The organism is Acetobacterium wieringae (assembly GCF_026646375.1).
GTDB lineage: Bacteria > Bacillota > Clostridia > Eubacteriales > Eubacteriaceae > Acetobacterium > Acetobacterium wieringae_A.
The window spans coordinates 95,272-111,540 of the sequence record NZ_JAIPPU010000013.1; the positions used below are offsets into that span (position 1 = coordinate 95,272).

15 protein-coding genes and 1 other annotated feature (1 of these 16 only partly in view) are annotated in these 16,269 nt (G+C 42.6%); of the genes, 6 read left to right on the forward strand and 9 right to left on the reverse strand.

Going from position 1 to position 16,269, the window contains the following annotated elements:
• Positions 1-141: a binding site (T-box leader), on the forward strand (it extends 245 nt beyond the left edge of the window).
• A 50-nt stretch (positions 142-191) separates the two neighbouring features.
• A complete protein-coding gene (locus Q7P33_RS12610; RefSeq protein ID WP_303870804.1) occupies positions 192-1,712 on the forward strand; it encodes a 2-isopropylmalate synthase in 1,521 nt (506 codons plus the stop codon).
• A gap of 91 nt (positions 1,713-1,803) precedes the next feature.
• Here the strand turns inward: Q7P33_RS12610 and Q7P33_RS12615 are convergent, their stop codons facing one another.
• On the reverse strand, positions 1,804-2,244 hold the full coding sequence (locus Q7P33_RS12615; protein ID WP_369693306.1) for an Lrp/AsnC family transcriptional regulator: 441 nt from the start codon (positions 2,242-2,244) through the stop codon (positions 1,804-1,806).
• Between the two features lie 267 nt (positions 2,245-2,511).
• On the opposite strand from Q7P33_RS12615, the gene Q7P33_RS12620 reads away from it, so the two are divergent.
• Both Q7P33_RS12620 and Q7P33_RS12625 read left to right on the forward strand, forming a co-directional pair.
• Positions 2,512-3,771: a Glu/Leu/Phe/Val dehydrogenase gene (locus Q7P33_RS12620; RefSeq protein ID WP_303870806.1), complete on the forward strand. Its 1,260-nt coding sequence runs from the start codon at positions 2,512-2,514 to the stop codon at positions 3,769-3,771.
• Between the two features lie 463 nt (positions 3,772-4,234).
• Positions 4,235-4,864, forward strand: coding sequence for a DUF3786 domain-containing protein (locus Q7P33_RS12625; protein WP_303870807.1), 630 nt, complete (start codon positions 4,235-4,237; stop codon positions 4,862-4,864).
• A gap of 49 nt (positions 4,865-4,913) precedes the next feature.
• On the opposite strand, the gene Q7P33_RS12630 is transcribed toward Q7P33_RS12625, so the two are convergent.
• The 6 genes from Q7P33_RS12630 to Q7P33_RS12655 all read right to left on the reverse strand — a co-directional run bounded on the left by Q7P33_RS12630 (position 4,914) and on the right by Q7P33_RS12655 (position 10,705).
• Positions 4,914-5,489 (reverse strand): TetR/AcrR family transcriptional regulator, encoded by a 576-nt coding sequence (locus tag Q7P33_RS12630; protein ID WP_303870809.1) that lies wholly within the window; start codon positions 5,487-5,489, stop codon positions 4,914-4,916.
• A 249-nt stretch (positions 5,490-5,738) separates the two neighbouring features.
• Positions 5,739-8,048 carry a methyl-accepting chemotaxis protein gene (locus Q7P33_RS12635; protein WP_303870811.1) on the reverse strand — a complete coding sequence of 770 codons (2,310 nt, stop codon included), beginning with the start codon at positions 8,046-8,048 and terminating at the stop codon, positions 5,739-5,741.
• A 454-nt stretch (positions 8,049-8,502) separates the two neighbouring features.
• The gene (locus tag Q7P33_RS12640; RefSeq protein ID WP_303870813.1) at positions 8,503-8,895 is read right to left on the reverse strand and encodes a cupin domain-containing protein; all 393 of its coding nucleotides are present in this window, start codon (positions 8,893-8,895) and stop codon (positions 8,503-8,505) included.
• A gap of 97 nt (positions 8,896-8,992) precedes the next feature.
• Positions 8,993-9,727, reverse strand: coding sequence for an AraC family transcriptional regulator (locus Q7P33_RS12645; RefSeq protein WP_303870815.1), 735 nt, complete (start codon positions 9,725-9,727; stop codon positions 8,993-8,995).
• 101 nt (positions 9,728-9,828) lie between these two features.
• The gene (locus Q7P33_RS12650; RefSeq protein WP_303870817.1) at positions 9,829-10,002 is read right to left on the reverse strand and encodes a hypothetical protein; all 174 of its coding nucleotides are present in this window, start codon (positions 10,000-10,002) and stop codon (positions 9,829-9,831) included.
• A gap of 19 nt (positions 10,003-10,021) precedes the next feature.
• A complete protein-coding gene (locus Q7P33_RS12655; protein ID WP_369693304.1) occupies positions 10,022-10,705 on the reverse strand; it encodes a CatA-like O-acetyltransferase in 684 nt (227 codons plus the stop codon).
• A 258-nt stretch (positions 10,706-10,963) separates the two neighbouring features.
• On the opposite strand from Q7P33_RS12655, the gene Q7P33_RS12660 reads away from it, so the two are divergent.
• Both Q7P33_RS12660 and Q7P33_RS12665 read left to right on the forward strand, forming a co-directional pair.
• Positions 10,964-11,422, forward strand: a complete 459-nt coding sequence (locus tag Q7P33_RS12660) for a MarR family winged helix-turn-helix transcriptional regulator (RefSeq protein WP_303870819.1) — start codon at positions 10,964-10,966, stop codon at positions 11,420-11,422.
• Positions 11,409-12,884 carry an MFS transporter gene (locus Q7P33_RS12665; RefSeq protein WP_303870821.1) on the forward strand — a complete coding sequence of 492 codons (1,476 nt, stop codon included), beginning with the start codon at positions 11,409-11,411 and terminating at the stop codon, positions 12,882-12,884. Before Q7P33_RS12660 ends, Q7P33_RS12665 begins: the two co-directional genes overlap by 14 nt.
• A gap of 89 nt (positions 12,885-12,973) precedes the next feature.
• On the opposite strand, the gene Q7P33_RS12670 is transcribed toward Q7P33_RS12665, so the two are convergent.
• Both Q7P33_RS12670 and Q7P33_RS12675 read right to left on the reverse strand, forming a co-directional pair.
• The gene (locus tag Q7P33_RS12670) at positions 12,974-13,705 is read right to left on the reverse strand and encodes a 4Fe-4S binding protein (RefSeq protein WP_303870823.1); all 732 of its coding nucleotides are present in this window, start codon (positions 13,703-13,705) and stop codon (positions 12,974-12,976) included.
• On the reverse strand, positions 13,686-14,267 hold the full coding sequence (locus Q7P33_RS12675) for a PadR family transcriptional regulator (protein WP_303870825.1): 582 nt from the start codon (positions 14,265-14,267) through the stop codon (positions 13,686-13,688). The genes Q7P33_RS12670 and Q7P33_RS12675 overlap by 20 nt, the downstream gene beginning before the upstream one ends.
• Positions 14,268-14,612: 345 nt before the next feature.
• On the opposite strand from Q7P33_RS12675, the gene Q7P33_RS12680 reads away from it, so the two are divergent.
• Positions 14,613-16,151: a diguanylate cyclase gene (locus Q7P33_RS12680; RefSeq protein ID WP_303870826.1), complete on the forward strand. Its 1,539-nt coding sequence runs from the start codon at positions 14,613-14,615 to the stop codon at positions 16,149-16,151.
• The last annotated feature ends 118 nt before the right edge of the window (positions 16,152-16,269 follow it).

The window sequence follows — 16,269 nt, forward strand, 5'->3', positions numbered from 1 at the left end:
GTTTGAGACAGGCGTTTTTTTATACACTAATTTTTTAGACAAAAGAGAATCTTCAGGGGCAGTAAAGGGTATCGATAAAGTGCATACAGGCTTCTGTGTGAATAAGAGTGGTACCGCGGAAAGCTCCCTTTCGTCTCTGATTGAGATGTCAGGGAGCTTTTTTTACCCAAATTCATAAAAGGAGAAAGAGTATGTCACGAAAAATTTATGTTTTTGACACCACTTTAAGAGATGGTGAGCAGGTGCCGGGGGCCAAATTGAATCTGACCGAAAAGTTGGAGGTGGCCCAGCAGATTGCCAAAATGAAGGTCGATATGATGGAGGTGGGCTTCCCGTCGTCATCTCAGGGGGATTTTGAAGCGGTTCGGGCGATCAGCCGCAAAATCGGCCAGGACGTCTGGATTGCCGCTTTGGGCCGGGCAGTACAGGCGGATATTGACTGTATTTATGAGAGCATTCGGGAGGCCGAGAATCCGTTGATTCATATTGTTTTGGGTTCATCGGGTGTTCACGTCGCCAAGAAATTTAGAAAAACGCCGGAGCAAGTTATCGAGATGGGGGTTGGTGCAGTTAAGTATGCCAGTAGCCTGCTGCCTCAGGTTCAGTACTCGCTGGAAGATGCCAGCCGCTCGGAGTTTGAGTATCTCTGGCAAACCATTGAAGCGGTGGTGAAGGCTGGAGCCACTATCATTAATGTGCCGGATACGGTGGGGTTTGCCATTCCCGAGGAATTTGGCAAGCTGATCTACCGCATTAATGATCGGCTTAAAAATCTCGATCCCAGGGTGATGCTCAGTGTTCATTGTCATAATGACACTGGTCTGGCTACCGCCAATACCCTGGCAGCGGTTAAAAACGGGGCGGATAAGGTGGAATGTACCATCAATGGGATCGGTGAGCGGGCTGGAAATACCGCACTGGAAGAAGTGGTCATGGGAATTTCGCTTCACCCGGCTTATTATGGTGGACACACCACGGTGGACTCCAAAAAAATCTATGAAACATCACGGATGGTCAGTGCCACCATGGGGTTGGATATTCAGGTGAACAAGGCCATCACCGGAGAAAATGCCTTTGCCCACTCCTCGGGGATTCATCAGGATGGGCTGCTCAAATCCAAAGATGTTTATGAGATTATGGATCCAGGAACCATCGGGGCACCGGAAATGGAAATTGTCCTCACTGCCAGATCTGGTCGACATGCGTTTATGCACGTCACAAAGCGTCTTGGTTTTGATATTCCTGAGGCCTCAGTGGTAGCCATCTACCAGCAGTTTTTGACGATGGCCGATGCCAAAAAAGAAATCTATGATAATGATGTCCTGACGCTGCTAAAAAACAGTGGCGTTCCCAGCAGTGGTACGAGCCCGGAATTATGGCAGCTGCTTGATTATCAGTTGCAGGTGACTGGCGGTTTACCGGTAGCAATAGTGACACTGGCCAAAGGTGAGCAGGAAGTAGTAATTAGCCGCAGCGGCTCCGGTGTCATCGATGCTCTTTATGGAGCGATTATGGAAGCCATCGGGGCGCCCATTGAACTCATCGATTACCGGATCAACAGCCTCAGTCGGGGCAAAGGGAGTCTGGGCAAGGTCACCGCCCAGATTCGCTGTGAGGACCAATTGTTTTCCGGGAAGGCCATCGAACAGGATGTGATGCAGGCCAGTGCCCTGGCATTAATTAATGCGGTCAATAAGATGTTGCTTAAATAAGTGAGACAGATTAAATTTAAAAGGTCTTTTGATAACCATGGGTATCGGTTGCTGGCAGATGATCAAATGGCGACTAAAAATTTGATAATGCCTACTCCAGGGAAAATTCGATCCCCCGGTGTTCCACCGATGTTGAAAAGACAATCAATGTTTTGGTTCGGCCGAAGCGTTGCAGTTCGCCGATGAAGCTATCCAACTCGCTGGTGCTGGGGAAAAGAACTTCCAGCAGCATTGAATAATCGCCGGTAACGCAATTGCATTCAATGACATTATTGCAGCCCTGGATGTAGGGGTAAAACTCTTTTTTGCGGATCGGCTCAACCTCCAGGTTGACAAAGGCTTTGATATGATAACCCATTTTGATGGGATTTACCATCGCCTGATAACCGCTAATGTAATTATTCTTTTCCAGTTGTTCAATCCGGGAAGAAACCGCCGGCGACGAAAGATAGACCTGAGCGGCCAGTTCTTTGATTGAGATCCGGCCGTTTTTCTGGAGCAGATTTAATATCTGTAGATCGATGGCGTCCAGTTGTTTGTTTTTCATTGGTTTAGTCTCCTGAATTATTTGAAAAATATATGAAAATAGTTTTCAACGTAAATGATCGCTGTTGCTTTACATTATTTTAACATAATTTAATTAAGTAAAATAGGGAAATAATTTTTTTAATTAGGTAGTTACACTTAAAATAATTAGGTATCATTGTTTTATAATGACTGATTGACAATGCAACTGGTTTAAGTTTATGATTGTTTTCAGTTGATGTGCCGCAACAAATTATAAGCAGGAGACAAGTGTATGAGCGAATTCTATGATCCCTATTCGAACGTGGTAGATGTAATGACAGAGGCAATGGAAATTGGTGGGATGAATCAGTATATGTTTGATATCATTAAAAACCCTCAAAGGGAAACAAAGGTCTATTTGCCGGTGGAAATGGATGATGGAACGGTTCAGGTTTTTGAAGGCTATCGGGTTCAGCATTCCAATATCCGGGGGCCGTTTAAAGGCGGGATCCGCTTTCATCAGGACTGCAACTTAAATGAAGTCAAGGCCCTGGCCACCTGGATGTCGTTAAAATGTGCAGTCGTTAATATTCCCTACGGTGGGGCTAAAGGTGGGGTGCGGGTTGATCCCAATACGCTTTCTCAACGGGAACTCCGCAAACTGACCAGACGCTACGCATTTGCCATCGAACCGCTAATTGGTGCGGATATGGATATTCCAGCCCCAGACGTAAATACCAATTCCCAAACGATGGCCTGGATTCTCGATACCTACAGCATGCTAAAAGGCAAGCCATGCCCTGGAGTGGTCACTGGCAAACCGTTGGAGTTGGGTGGTTCCAAAGGACGTAATTCGGCCACTGGCCGGGGCGTCGCCATCAGTACCAAACTGATTCTGGAGCGGGATGGCAAGAAGCTTGAGGATGTCTCCGTGGCGATTTCGGGGATGGGCAATGTCGGTGGCAATGCCGCCCGGATTCTTTTTCATCGGGGCAGCAAAATTGTGGCATTAAGCGATGTTTCGGGAGGAATTTACTGCGAAAACGGCTTGGATGCTGACGAAATATCGGAGTTTTTAGAGCAAACAGGTAAGCAGTTAAAAGACTATCAGAAAGAAGGGGTTCGTCATATTTCCCATGAAGAAGTTCTGATCTGCAAATGTGATGTACTGATTCCGGCGGCGCTGGAGAACCAGATCAATGCTGAAAATGCCGAGAAACTGCAATGTTCCTATATCATTGAGGGCGCCAACGGACCCACCAGTGTGGCCGCCGATGCGCTATTGGAAGAACGGGGCATCGTGCTGGTGCCGGATATCTTTGCCAACAGCGGTGGGGTGATCGTTTCTTATTTTGAGTGGGTTCAGAATATTCAGATCCTGACCTGGAACCGGGAGCAAGTCAATAAAACCCTGGAGAAAATTATGTCAGCTGCGTTTATTGAAATTCTCGAAGAAAGTCAGCAATCCCGGTGTTCATTGCGAATGGCGGCCTATATCATCGCCCTGAAACGGTTGATTTATGCCGAAGAAATTAAAGGTATTTTTCCCTGATGGAAAAGGTTGTAGGAGCAAATGTTAAAGATTTAAATTTTTTTCAACTTTATTTCAAGGTTCACAGATTAAATTAATAGGGTAATAACATCCACCTCACCCAAAGAAAAAACAGCAGACTTTGTATCAGTTTGTTGTTTTTTTTATTTTTCCAGACATTTGTCCGATCTGACAAGCTTAATTTTGAATCAATAGTTAAAAGATATGTCAGTTGCATGACATTATGAAGAACGAACATCCAAGTGACGGCGGTAGAGAATGTTTTTTGAGATGATATAAATTAAGTGATTTTTGGATTACTGTTGACAAAATAGAGAAATAAGGATAATATATTTATGAATAGATTCATAAATGAATGCATTCAATAAAATTGCTGATTAAAGAATAAAATTGCGAAGCAGCGGTTAGAACGCATGCTTCTTTTGCAAATGCCAAGCATGAATAAAAATAGAGGAGACTGAAGATGGAGCAGGATAATTACAAAAATGTATGTGAATATTGGCGACAAAAGGCGCTGGCATTCGATTATGAAGAACGTTATGCAGCCCTGGGTCTGCCTGGGTACAATCAGAATAATCTACCAATCTGTTACTTTGGGGTGGACTACGAAATTAACCGTACCGATGCCAGCATCAGCCGTATTGATAAACCCGAAGAAGAAGTGGATTTTTATACCCAATCGGCAATCTACCACTTATTTCATTTCTCGAAAGAAGCACCGAGAAATTCCGGTAATTTTATTCCACTTCATGAACTCCGGGGTGCAGCACCGTTTAGCCCGGCGTTTAAAAAATCAACCCTCACTCCTTTTGCCAAAACCTTTGAAGGCAAGGTGTCGCAATTGATTGAGGCTGCTGAAAAACTGGGGTTTGAACGGTTGCCAAATTCAGACGCCGGATTTCAGGCCATGGCCTTTGTTTGTATGCCAATTCGTTTTTTGTTTTGGGATGGTGACGATGAACTGCCAGCTCAAGCCACCATTCTTTTTGATGAAAAAATCACCGATTTCACGCATGAGGAAACCGTCATCGGCATTGGCGGTGATTTGGTGAATCGGCTGTTCGGTGCGGCCGGGTTAAAAAGATTAGCATAGTTAAAGTAAGGAGCATAAAGAGAGTCCAAGCTCATGTTTTATTGCAGCATTATTTTGTTAAAAGCCCATCCATAAACAGCTTCAATTTATAGTTGAGGTTTTCCTCAAAAGGAATTCTTGTATGACTGGTAATGGCAGATTTGATTAAACCCATAAACAGTTCAGTGATCATTTCAATGGGAATATCATTTCTGAAGTCGCCATTTATTCGCCCTTCCTGGATCATAGCTACTAAGATATCTTTAAATTCAGTTCCATGGGGGGGGCCCATCAGGGAAAGATGGCGATTGCATAAGTTAAATAACTGCTGATTTTCTTTAAAAATTTTACCGATGGTTAATAGAATTTGAGAAATTTTTTCCGGAGGACTCATGGATGAGCGATTCAGCTCTTCCAGGGAGTCCTTTGTTTCATCCAGATTCTTTGTCAAAACATATCTCAGAACATCTTCCTTCGAATGAAAATAATTATAGAAGGTACCTGTACCAATATCTGCAGCTGATGCAATTTCAGCGATGGTTGTTTCTGCAAATCCTTTTTCCATAAACAGTTTCATTGTCACGTCGACGAGCGTAGTGAGTACCTGGCGTTTTTTTCGATCTCTGCGGCTGATTTCTTTTTCCATAAAGTTACCTTCCTAAATAGGCGGCGGGATGGCCTTGTTGACTATTGATTCCGAATGAGGATTCTTTGTCTAAGGTATATCCTAGCGATTTTTCATAACAAAGTCAAGAATGAACGGCAATCTGAAGAAAGATACCTTAATTAGAATAAGAGATTTACAGATTATCTGATTGGTATTACATACCAACGCAAAAACCACCACTTAATGTGGTGGTCTGCGTTGGTAGTGTAATTGACAAATTATTGTGGATTATCTCAGTTGAAATTGATTAATCATCTGTTTTAATAAAACCGATTGGCCGGATAATTCTTCACTGGCAGCGGCACTTTGTTCGGCGGTGGCTGAGTTCTGCTGAACAACCTGGGCAACTTGTTCGACTCCCAGGTTGATTTGGGCAATGCCTGTGGCCTGTTCATTGGAGGCGGTGGCAATATTGCCAATCAGATCGGTAACTTGACCGATACCACTGACAATTTCATCAAGTGCTGCAGCTGTTTCATCGGCAATTTTTGTTCCTTCCTGAACCTTTTGGATGGACCCTTCGATCAGTCCGGTTGTCTCTTTTGCGGCATCGGCACTGCGGGCAGCCAAGGTTCGGACTTCTTCGGCGACGACGGCAAAACCTTTGCCGTGTTGTCCGGCCCGGGCCGCTTCAACCGCCGCATTGAGCGCCAGAATATTGGTTTGGAAGGCAATATCATCAATGACTTTTATAATTTTAGAAATATCATCAGAGGACTTGTTCATGTCGACCATCGATTGCTGCATCCTGATCATTTGATTAGTACCCTTATCAGCGTTTTCCATGACGTCAGCGGCCAATGATCGGGCCTTATTGGCATCAACGGCATTGTGTTTCGTCTGGTCGGCGATTTCAGCGATGGATGCGGTTAACTCCTGAATCGAGCTGGCTTGCTCGGTGGAGCCCTGAGCCAATGACTGACTACTGTCAGAAATCTGGTTGGCACCGGTATTAACTTGTTCGGCAGCATTGTTAATATCTCCGAGGAGTTCGTTTAATCGTTTAATAATCGCATTAAGCGAAATAGAAATGGCATTGAAATCGCCTCGATAGACACGCATGTCATTGATGCTCAAATTTCCGTTGCCGATTTCTTCAGTCACAGCTGAAATTTCAGTTACTACCGTTCTGAAGCGGCTACCCATGGTGTTGACGGCGGTTTTCAAGGCATCAAAACTGCCTTTGTAGGTACCAGTTACGGTGGCGTTTAAATTTCCTTCGGACATGTCATTCAATACCGCCGCAACTTCGTTAATGGGTTTTGAAATTTTCGCAAGGATTCCGTTCATACCCTTAATCAGTTTTTGCCAGGAACCACTAAAACGGGTTTCATCGGCGCGGATCTCTAACTCACCCTGGATTGCGGCTCGGGTCAGCTGGGTGGCATCGGTGATGAGATCGCCAATGGATTCTTTCACACAGATTAAGTTCTTTTCGATGGCCATAAATTGTTCGTGGGTGGCATGTGTATAGTCATCGGGTGTCTGAATGTCCATATCAAAATCCAGGTTACCGAGCGATAATCGTTCCAGATTTTGCTCCAAACGGCGCACTTCTTTTTTGGTGTACTGGGCGACGCTTTCACTTGGTGTTGTATCGTGTGAGATTTCCAGATAGCCGATTGTAGCCCCATCTTTATCTAGAATGGCGTTTGTATCCATTCGATAGAATCGCCCTCGGAATTCAAAAGGATATTCAATTCGGCCGCTTTTTTTGAATGCGGCAACGCCACAATTTTCAGTTTTACAGATCTCGAGATTACAATCGGAGCAGTCCCGGCCATACATATCTTCCCGATGTTCGGCGGTGCCGTTTTTTTTCATCAGATCACCCAATGCTTTGTTGAGAAAGGTGATTTTCAAATCATTATCAAATACAGAAACACGGTAGGGCATCGCATCCAGGATTGCGGAGAAGAAGTCTTTTTCATAGGTCAGTATTTCGATGGCCTGATGGGTCCGGGTGATCGCATTTTTGAAATCGCCACCCAAAGCATCTTTGAGATTCTGATCCAAATCAAATCCTGGCTTGGTGCTTTCAGGCAGCATCGCCAGATAATCGACGAGATTTACCATTGCGGTTTGCATACGTTGCAAACTGTTCCCCAGCAGATCTTTTTCGGATTTTGGGGTTATTGCGACTGAAAGATCACCATCACCGATCCGGGTTGCAATATCTGCCTGAGATTTAATATTTCCGGCGATTTCCGTTAAGGTGCAACCTAATTGACCCAGCTGGTCGTGGGTCTGTGTTGCTTCATGGTTTATATCGACATCACCTGTAACGATGCGATTGGCAATTTTACATAGCTGAGTTATTTGGTTTGAGGTTTTTTTAAAACCTAGTAAAATCACGCCAACAATGACAAGCAATCCGAGTGCATTGATTAGGATCATGCTGTTCAGGATTGTTGAATACTGGTCGAAGTTCAGGCTCAGGACATACAGCGATAGGCCAACGGTTACTAGAAAAATAAAAGCAACAGGCAAAACAACTGTCAGCAGAATCCTCGACACCAAGGTTTTTTCATGCTTCATTTGATACTCCTTCTAAAAAATATTAAACACGTATAAACAATAATTCAGGTCTTGATTCACCTCTTTTCCTTGAATAACTATACCACTGATCTACACTTGTCTAGATGCTGTTACTCTTCACAGCATGGGTATTCAATCGAATCTGCTTACGAACATCAAATATTATATCCAATCATTTTAGTAAATTCAATTTAAATTTTTGTTTTAAATGGATTTAATTCATTGCGACGAAAAAAAGGCTTATGTAATAAATAAAAGAGGAAACAAATAGAAAAAACGGTGAGAAAAATAAATAGCCGATTCGACTTCTCAAGTAAACGACGGAAGACGTATGAATGAATGCGAAAAATGCCCCCGACGAATGAATCGGCAGGGGCATTTTTTAGAGTGCAAAGCGATTGGTGAGATGTCTTTTCTGAAACTAAAAAATATATCAGCTAACAGCAAGAACAGATCAGGATAATGCGGGAAAGAATTTTGCGAATAAATAAAGGCCATCATCACCAGCAACGACTTCGTGTTCGACACCGGCAGCAATAATTGAGACGGTTCCGGGTGCATAAGGGCTGTTTTGTCCGGCATTGATACAGGTTCCAGAACCCATAATTACTTCATGGGTTTCTAACTGTTTATCGTGAATATGATTTAAGATGCTTTTATTTGGGTCGATTTTTACAAGATGATAACTAAACTGTCCGTTAGTATCAGCAGCGGTGATAAGGTGTTTTAATTCTACACCTTCAAATGCTGGATGCGGTGTCCAGGGAATGTCACAAAATTTTTTGGTGGCATTTGGAACAGCCAATACGCCATTGCTAAAGTTTGAGAAAGTTTCTGATTTTTTCACGTTAAATACCTCACTTTATTTTATAAGCATTGTCAATTCGTATGCTTTCTAAAAATATATCAAAGTCAGATCGGTATTGATTGTAAAAAATTGCCCACTAATCCAAGAATTTTAAGGATTCAAGATATTCGCTTGGCGTTATTCCGACAATTTTTTTGAAATACTTAATAAAGTGGCTCTGATCATAAAACCCGGTTGACTGCGCTGTTTCAGTTATCGTTGATCCGTTTGTCAGAAGATGCTGGGCTTTTCTGATTCGATTTTGGATATGAAAGCGATGGGGCGATAATCCGATTGCTTTTTTAAATTCACGGATTAAATAATATTTACTGATAAAGACCTGTTGCGATAATGTATCCAGGGTGATGATTTTTTCTGGCCGAGCCTCAATGAAATCCTTGGTTTCAGTGATGATTTCGGTAAAATCATCGAATTTTGCAGCCATGTTATATACCAGTTCCAGAGCATCTACAAAAGCTTCTACCTGTCGATGTGTGAGAAAACCATCGTCCAATTGGTTTGCCAGATTTCGAATCAGGCGTTTTCCATTATTAACAGCATAGGTGTCCAAAAACTCTGTTCCAATACATAAAGTAACAATCGAGTACTGACCAGCAGAGGGGGCGAGGGAATGAACCATATATGGCGGGATAATAAACAAATCATCTGAAGAAAGTTTGCAGGCAACATTTTTTTTAGTTAAAGTAACGTCGCCAGCGAGAATCAAACCAATGGCGTAAATTGAAACATGGTTATGATTCTCGAAAGTGAAAGTGCAGTTATCTAATAGTGTGAATTCGATTTTGTACGGATCACATTTGTAATATTTCATTGATTTCACCCAGGACGATCGATTTAGATCGAGCAAGAAAACGAGGTCAACGCCAGCAAAAAAGTAGAATTAGCAACCATGATAATAAAAAAAGTTAGATTTTATAGGGTTACATTATAAGTGCCTTCTTCAAAAATACCTTCTTCGGTGGAATGAAGGTTTAAATTATCGGAAATCTGCGTGCGGATGCTTGAATCCCAATAATTGGATGTTTGGGGGATTTTATCCGGATTAATTGGCGGGTTGTTCGAATACTGAATTTTTTGATTGATCATGTTTGTCCGCCGCTAAGCTTCAGTCTTGTTGATTCAAAAAATGCTGAAGGGTAGCTACCAGTTTGCCAATATGGATGCCATCGACAAAAGAATGATGTGCTTGTACGGAAAAAGGAAGTATCATTTTGCCATCTCTCATAAAATATTTTCCCCAATCAAAAAGAGGGGTTGCATTGTCTTTCTTTCCCGAATTGGTATGTGAGATTTGAGTAAATGAAAACCAGGGAAGCGGTGAAAACTGAAATACATCATTTCCCAGGGGGCCGGTAAAATAATCTTCTTGTTCTGCGGCTGTTTTTGTGGCTAACGCAATATACGCTTCAATAGAATCTTGCATCGGCACGGTAACGACTTTAAACAACTCGGTATCCTTATTCAGATAAGTAAATGCGGTGTCAATCTGCTCAAACAAGATAACCTTACCATCAAGGAATCGATATCGGAATTCTTCTATCTCATTGGCACATTTTGTAACGGCATAAATCATTGCCATCGTGAACGAATAATGATGTGTTTTAATTTTAGTTAAGAAATTGGTAATATCCAATTCAGTTGTTACGCAAAATGCCGGTTCGACACTATTTCTAAAGACGGTGCAATGCACGGCACGTTTCCAGTTCTTTTCGTCAATGATTTTATAGTTCCTACTCATAAATACACGATCTCCTGTTTCTGATTTTTGATCAAAGTATTTTTTAATCAAGCTAGTGTAGTTTTAGTTCGCTCCTGATTATGGTCATTTAGCGGAGTTTCTTACAGCTTCAATTATTAATCAGTATAACATAGTATTTTAGAAATTACGAAAAAATGATTCAGGCTAAAAATGGGAATAAATCCGGTCATATTAGCTGTTAAACTGAATCCAGGACAATGAAATAGTAGATACATGAAATAAATTGACAACTCAACAAAAAGCATTTATAATAATGTTGACAAGTCAATTGTAGAAGGAGTGCAACCATTGGAAATTGAAAACATGCATTTTATTATGCTCAATAATAAAATATTTCGGAATAATCAGATTCAATTGGATAAGGTAATGAAAAAATATGGTTTAAGCAGTGGTTCAATGCCCTATCTTTTTATACTGGAAAAAAACGAGGGCGTCAGCCTTCATCAGCTCAGCCAAAAAATCGGAAATGACAAGGCCATGACCACTCGTACCATTAAGCGGCTGATTGAATTGGGGTATGTTTATCGGGTTGGCAAAGATGGGGATTGTCGGGCCTATCAATTGTATCTGACCGAAAAAGCCAAAGTGATACTCCCCCGAATTCACGGGGAAATTGAGGAGTTGGTGGATCTAATTACCGAGGATTTAACCCCACGGGAAAAGGAGATAACCCTGGCCGCAATGAAAAAAATATTCATGCGGATTCTGTTGCTGAAGACCGAGGAGGAAATTGATGAAAAAAAATAATCAAAATAATTATGAAAAAAATAAATGGCCGATTCTGCTAATTGTGGTGATGTCGACCTTTATGGCAACGTTGGACAGCAGTATTGTCAATGTTGCCCTGCCCCAGATGGCCCGGGCAATGGATGTTGATACCGCCCAGATTCAACTGGTGGTGACCAGTTATCTGATTGTTATTGTAGGAATCATCCTGGTTTTTGGAAAACTGGGCGATATGCTGGGAAAGACGAAGATCTTTACCTTTGGGATTGCGCTGTTTACGCTGGGCTCGCTGCTTTGTGGCATCGCCGGTTCCTTTCCGGTGCTGATTGGGGCCCGGATCGTTCAGGCAATCGGAGCGGCGGCAACCATGGCAAACAATCAGGGAATCATCACCCAGGTTTTTCCGGCCACTGAGCGGGGCAAAGCGCTGGGTTTTACCGGCACATCCGTCGCTTTAGGGTCGTTGGTCGGGCCAGGACTGGGTGGAATCATTGTCGGAGCGGCCAGTTGGGAATATATTTTTCTGATCAATGTCCCGGTGGGCATCGTGGTTTTATTTTTTGCCTTTAAGCTGCTGCCGCGAAGTAATAAAAAAGTAACGGATCGCTTGGATCTCGTGGGAGCAGTGCTGTTTTTATTCAGTATTGTACCATTATTTGTCGCGTTGGGGCAGGTACCAAGTCTTGGTTTTGCCAATCCCCTGATATTAATCGGTTTTGTTGTGTCAATCGGATCATTTATCGCATTTATCATGGTCGAACAAAAACGTGAAAACCCGTTGATCCCGTTGGCTATTTTTAAGAATAAACTATTTTCGCTGAGTATCTTCTGCGCTTTTATTACCTTCGTGGGGCTTTTCTGTAACAGTATTATTCAACCGTTCTATCTGCAGGATGTGATGACCTATTCACCGGAGCAGGCGGGGCTGATAATGATGATCTTTCCACTCATTCTAACCGTTTTGGCCCCGCTCAGTGGTCACGTATCCGACAAAATTGGATCGGAATTGTTAACCTTCATTGGTCTGATGTTGATCAGTTTGGGCTTGTTTTTAATGTCGACCCTGACCGAACAGTCCAGTCTGATGACCATGGTTGTCTTTATTGTCATTTTATCGGTGGGGATGGGCTTGTTTCAATCACCGAATAATTCGCTGATTATGTCAACCGTGGGAAGGCATCAGTTGGGGATTGCTGGGAGTATCAATGCGTTGGTTCGGAATATGGGGATGGTTTGCGGGATTGCCCTGGCGACGACCCTGCTCTATGGCAGTATGAGTGGGGAGTTAGGCTACCGGGTCACCGATTATGTGGCCGGTCAGAATGGGGTCTTTATTAACGGTATGCGAATCGTTTATTTGACAGCGGCAGTGATTTGTCTAGGTGGCGCCTTCTTAACGCTTTTGCGATTGATGACAAAAAAATCTCGAACCTTGGATAAAGCGGTGATTCAGGAAAAAGAAATGAGCGCTGGCCGGGAATAACGGTAAAACCCAGCCGTAAAACATTCCGGATGGGGGCGGTCAACCGGCCAGCGAGACAAAAAGGACGGCGATGATAAAAATGCAGTGCTTTACTTAGATGAGATCGTCGGAGCTACTTTTGGTTTTATACCAAAGCCGATCACCTGTTTGGGGCAAACATCAACACACTCCAGGCAATTGATGCATTCATTTGAATCCATCTGGCTGGTTTGAACCATCGTCGCAACATCGAGGCTCATTGGACATTGCTTGTTACAGCGACCGCAGGAAATACAATTCTGAGTCTCGGCTTTTAGTCGGAAGCGGGGAATATGTAAAAAATCGGCACATTTTTCGCCAATGATCATAAATGGCGCCATCCAGCATAAACTATGGCACATGCCTCTTTTTCCAGTGACCAGCGCAAAGACATAGATCAGGGTGACAACAGCCATATAGATAATTAATATATGACTGTCCAGACCGTACATATTAAAAAAATTAACGGCGAGCGGACGGTTGCTCATCCATAAGAAGACGACAAACGCTAGCCATAAAAACCAGATAATATATTTTGATCGATTTTTCCAGAGACTATTCCAGGCTTTGTTGTTGGAACGGGCTGCTTGTTCCTGAATGGCGCCTCCTGGACAAAGCCAGCCACAGAACAGACGACTGCCGATGATAGAAAATAGCAGCAATGATCCAAAGAACAGGGCGCTGCCATTAATAATGCCGTCGGCGGCCGACATGATAATGACATAAGGGGACATAAAGAAAAAGGTTAGCGGAAAAAGTAGGGCCGAATAGGTGAGTATTCCTTTACGAATTTTTTGTTTCATTTTCTAGCTCCTTATGATTGATGATTCTTTCTTTTGCTTCAACAGCCCAATCTCTCATGGCCGTGTATAAATATTTTCCGCAAAGAGCGGTTAATTCACTTCCCAAAATAGCCTTCCGGGGGATTTCAAGATCATTAAAAATGGTCAGGAAGCCTTCAATCTCGGCAAGGGCGTTTTCATTTCGCTCGATGAATGCATTCAGATGTTCGTCAATAATCTCCGGTTCGGCTGCTGTGCCAAAAGATACTTTAAGCAAAATTTCATAACGCAGCTTTTCAATATCCGGCGCTTCCGATAACCAGCGTTTCAATTCAAGTCGACCTTTTTCGGTGATTGTATAAGTGATTGTTCGCCGTCTATTTTCGCTTGTCTCAGTGTCAGCACAATCAGCAAATCCTTCGTAAACCAGGAGTTTCAAGGTCGGATAAATCTGGCCAAAACTTTCCTGCCAGAAATGGCGAAATTCATTTTCAATTGATTTTTTAATTGAATAGCCGGTTTGTGGTTGCTTGGCCATTAAACCCAATAGAATGTACTTTGTTTTGCCGGTATCTTTTTTCATAACCCCTCCATTTGGAACTATATATCATGAAGATATATTAGCTTAGTTTTTAGAATGTGTCAATAAAAAAGACAGCGCAGTTCGCCGAATTTAGATGGCTTAAGAAAATTGAAGCTTGTTACTTCAATCTGGCAAGAAGCCTTAAACATTTGCATCAATAAATGTTTAAGGCTTAAGTGTGATTATCCGGCGTTTCCTTGGTTGTGATTTCATATTTTTTACAGTATAATTTATCTAGACTAAAAGTGAACGTATCTCGGGTGCATTTTAGCATAAAGAAGCAATGTATCTGTCAAATTGAGATTAAAGAATTGATAACCGATGGGGAGGTCTAAAAGTAATAGAATGATTATTAAGTTCATCAGCGTTTATCTGTTTGTTGGGGTATTGCTTCTTTCTTTTATGTTTGTCAATTCATTCGTCCGCGGAAACTCCAGTTATACTAAGGCGTTTGGGGTATTTTGTTTGACAACGCAGGTCTATCTTTTGGGATATCTCTTAGAAATCAATGCGGGCTCCCTCGAGGACATGTTTTTCTGGAATCAGGTGCAATATTTTGGAATTCCCTTTTTTCCGGCACTGTGGTTAATTGTGAGTATATTGTATACCGGTAAGGGGAAGTATTTAAAGGGTGTTGGCGGGATTGTTGTCTTCATCATCCCGGTGACTACGTTTTTTTTGCGCCTGACCAATGGCTGGCATCATTGGTATTACAGTGCGGTTATACTCCAGGAGTTCAGAGGGATCAACTTCATGCTGTTGACCAAAGGACCATGGTATTTTGTTCAGATTGCCTATGTGTTGACTACGCTGTTTATTAGTACCTGGATTTATTATCAACGGTATCAAAACAGCACTGGTGACGAAAAAATGCAGTTTAGATTGCTGCTTTTAGCATCGGGGTTGATGTATCTTGCAATGCCATTGGTTGCCGTCAACGCCGGCGGAATTGGCATTGATTATACGGCGCTAATCCTGCCGCCATGCATTTTGCTTTTGTATTTGTCGTTGACGCAATACAATTTTTTGGAAATAAAGGATCTGGCCAGGGAACGGGTTTTTGAAGAGAGTGGAACTGGCCTGATCCTGCTGAATCGATTTTATCGGGTTGTTGATTACAATGATGCCAGCATTGCGTTCTTTCGGTGGTTTGATGTATCCATCAGCGAAGAACAACTGAAAATTCTGTTAGCTGATCAACCAGAGCTTCTGAACTGTGTCATGGAATCAAAAACACAGGTTTTTCATTTTTCAGTCGATGGTGAAGTGCGCTATGTCAGCATCCATAGTCGGGATGTTCAAAATAAAAAAGAAATCGTTGGATATCTGATTAGCTTTGAAGATGTTACAGAGCGTGAAACGTTAAAGCAGCGGCTGATTGAAATGGCCAATACGGATGAGCTAACTCGTCTCAATAACCGACGCCGATTCACAGCATGTGCAGAAGCAGCCGATTTGCGGGCCCGTCGCAATCATGAAAATTTGTCGGTGTTAATGATGGATATTGATTTTTTTAAAAAAGTCAACGATTCTTATGGGCATCATGGCGGTGATGCGGTGCTACGCGATTTTGCCGCGATGCTTGCGGATACCTTTAGTGGAACCGATATTGTTGGCCGGATTGGCGGAGAAGAGTTTGCCGTCGTGATGTTAAATACGGATGCAAAAAAAGCGGTTAGCAAAGCTGAAGTATTTAGGAAGGCTGTGGCGGAAAAGATGATAATCCATGAAGATCAGGCCATCCGGGTAACGGTCAGCATTGGTGTCGCAGAACTTAGTGAGGCAACGGCTGATTTTGATGCACTTATGAACTGTGCAGATCGTGCTTTATATAAGGCAAAGAATTCGGGCCGAAACCAAACGGTTCTTTTAAAGAAAACATAAGGAGACGGGCTAGGATCGCAATGCTGCAATCCTAGCCCTTTTTGGGTGCAGGTTTATAAACGGTTTCATAGCGAAAAATGTATTTGGTGCTCTACTATTTCGGACTTGCGAACAGGTT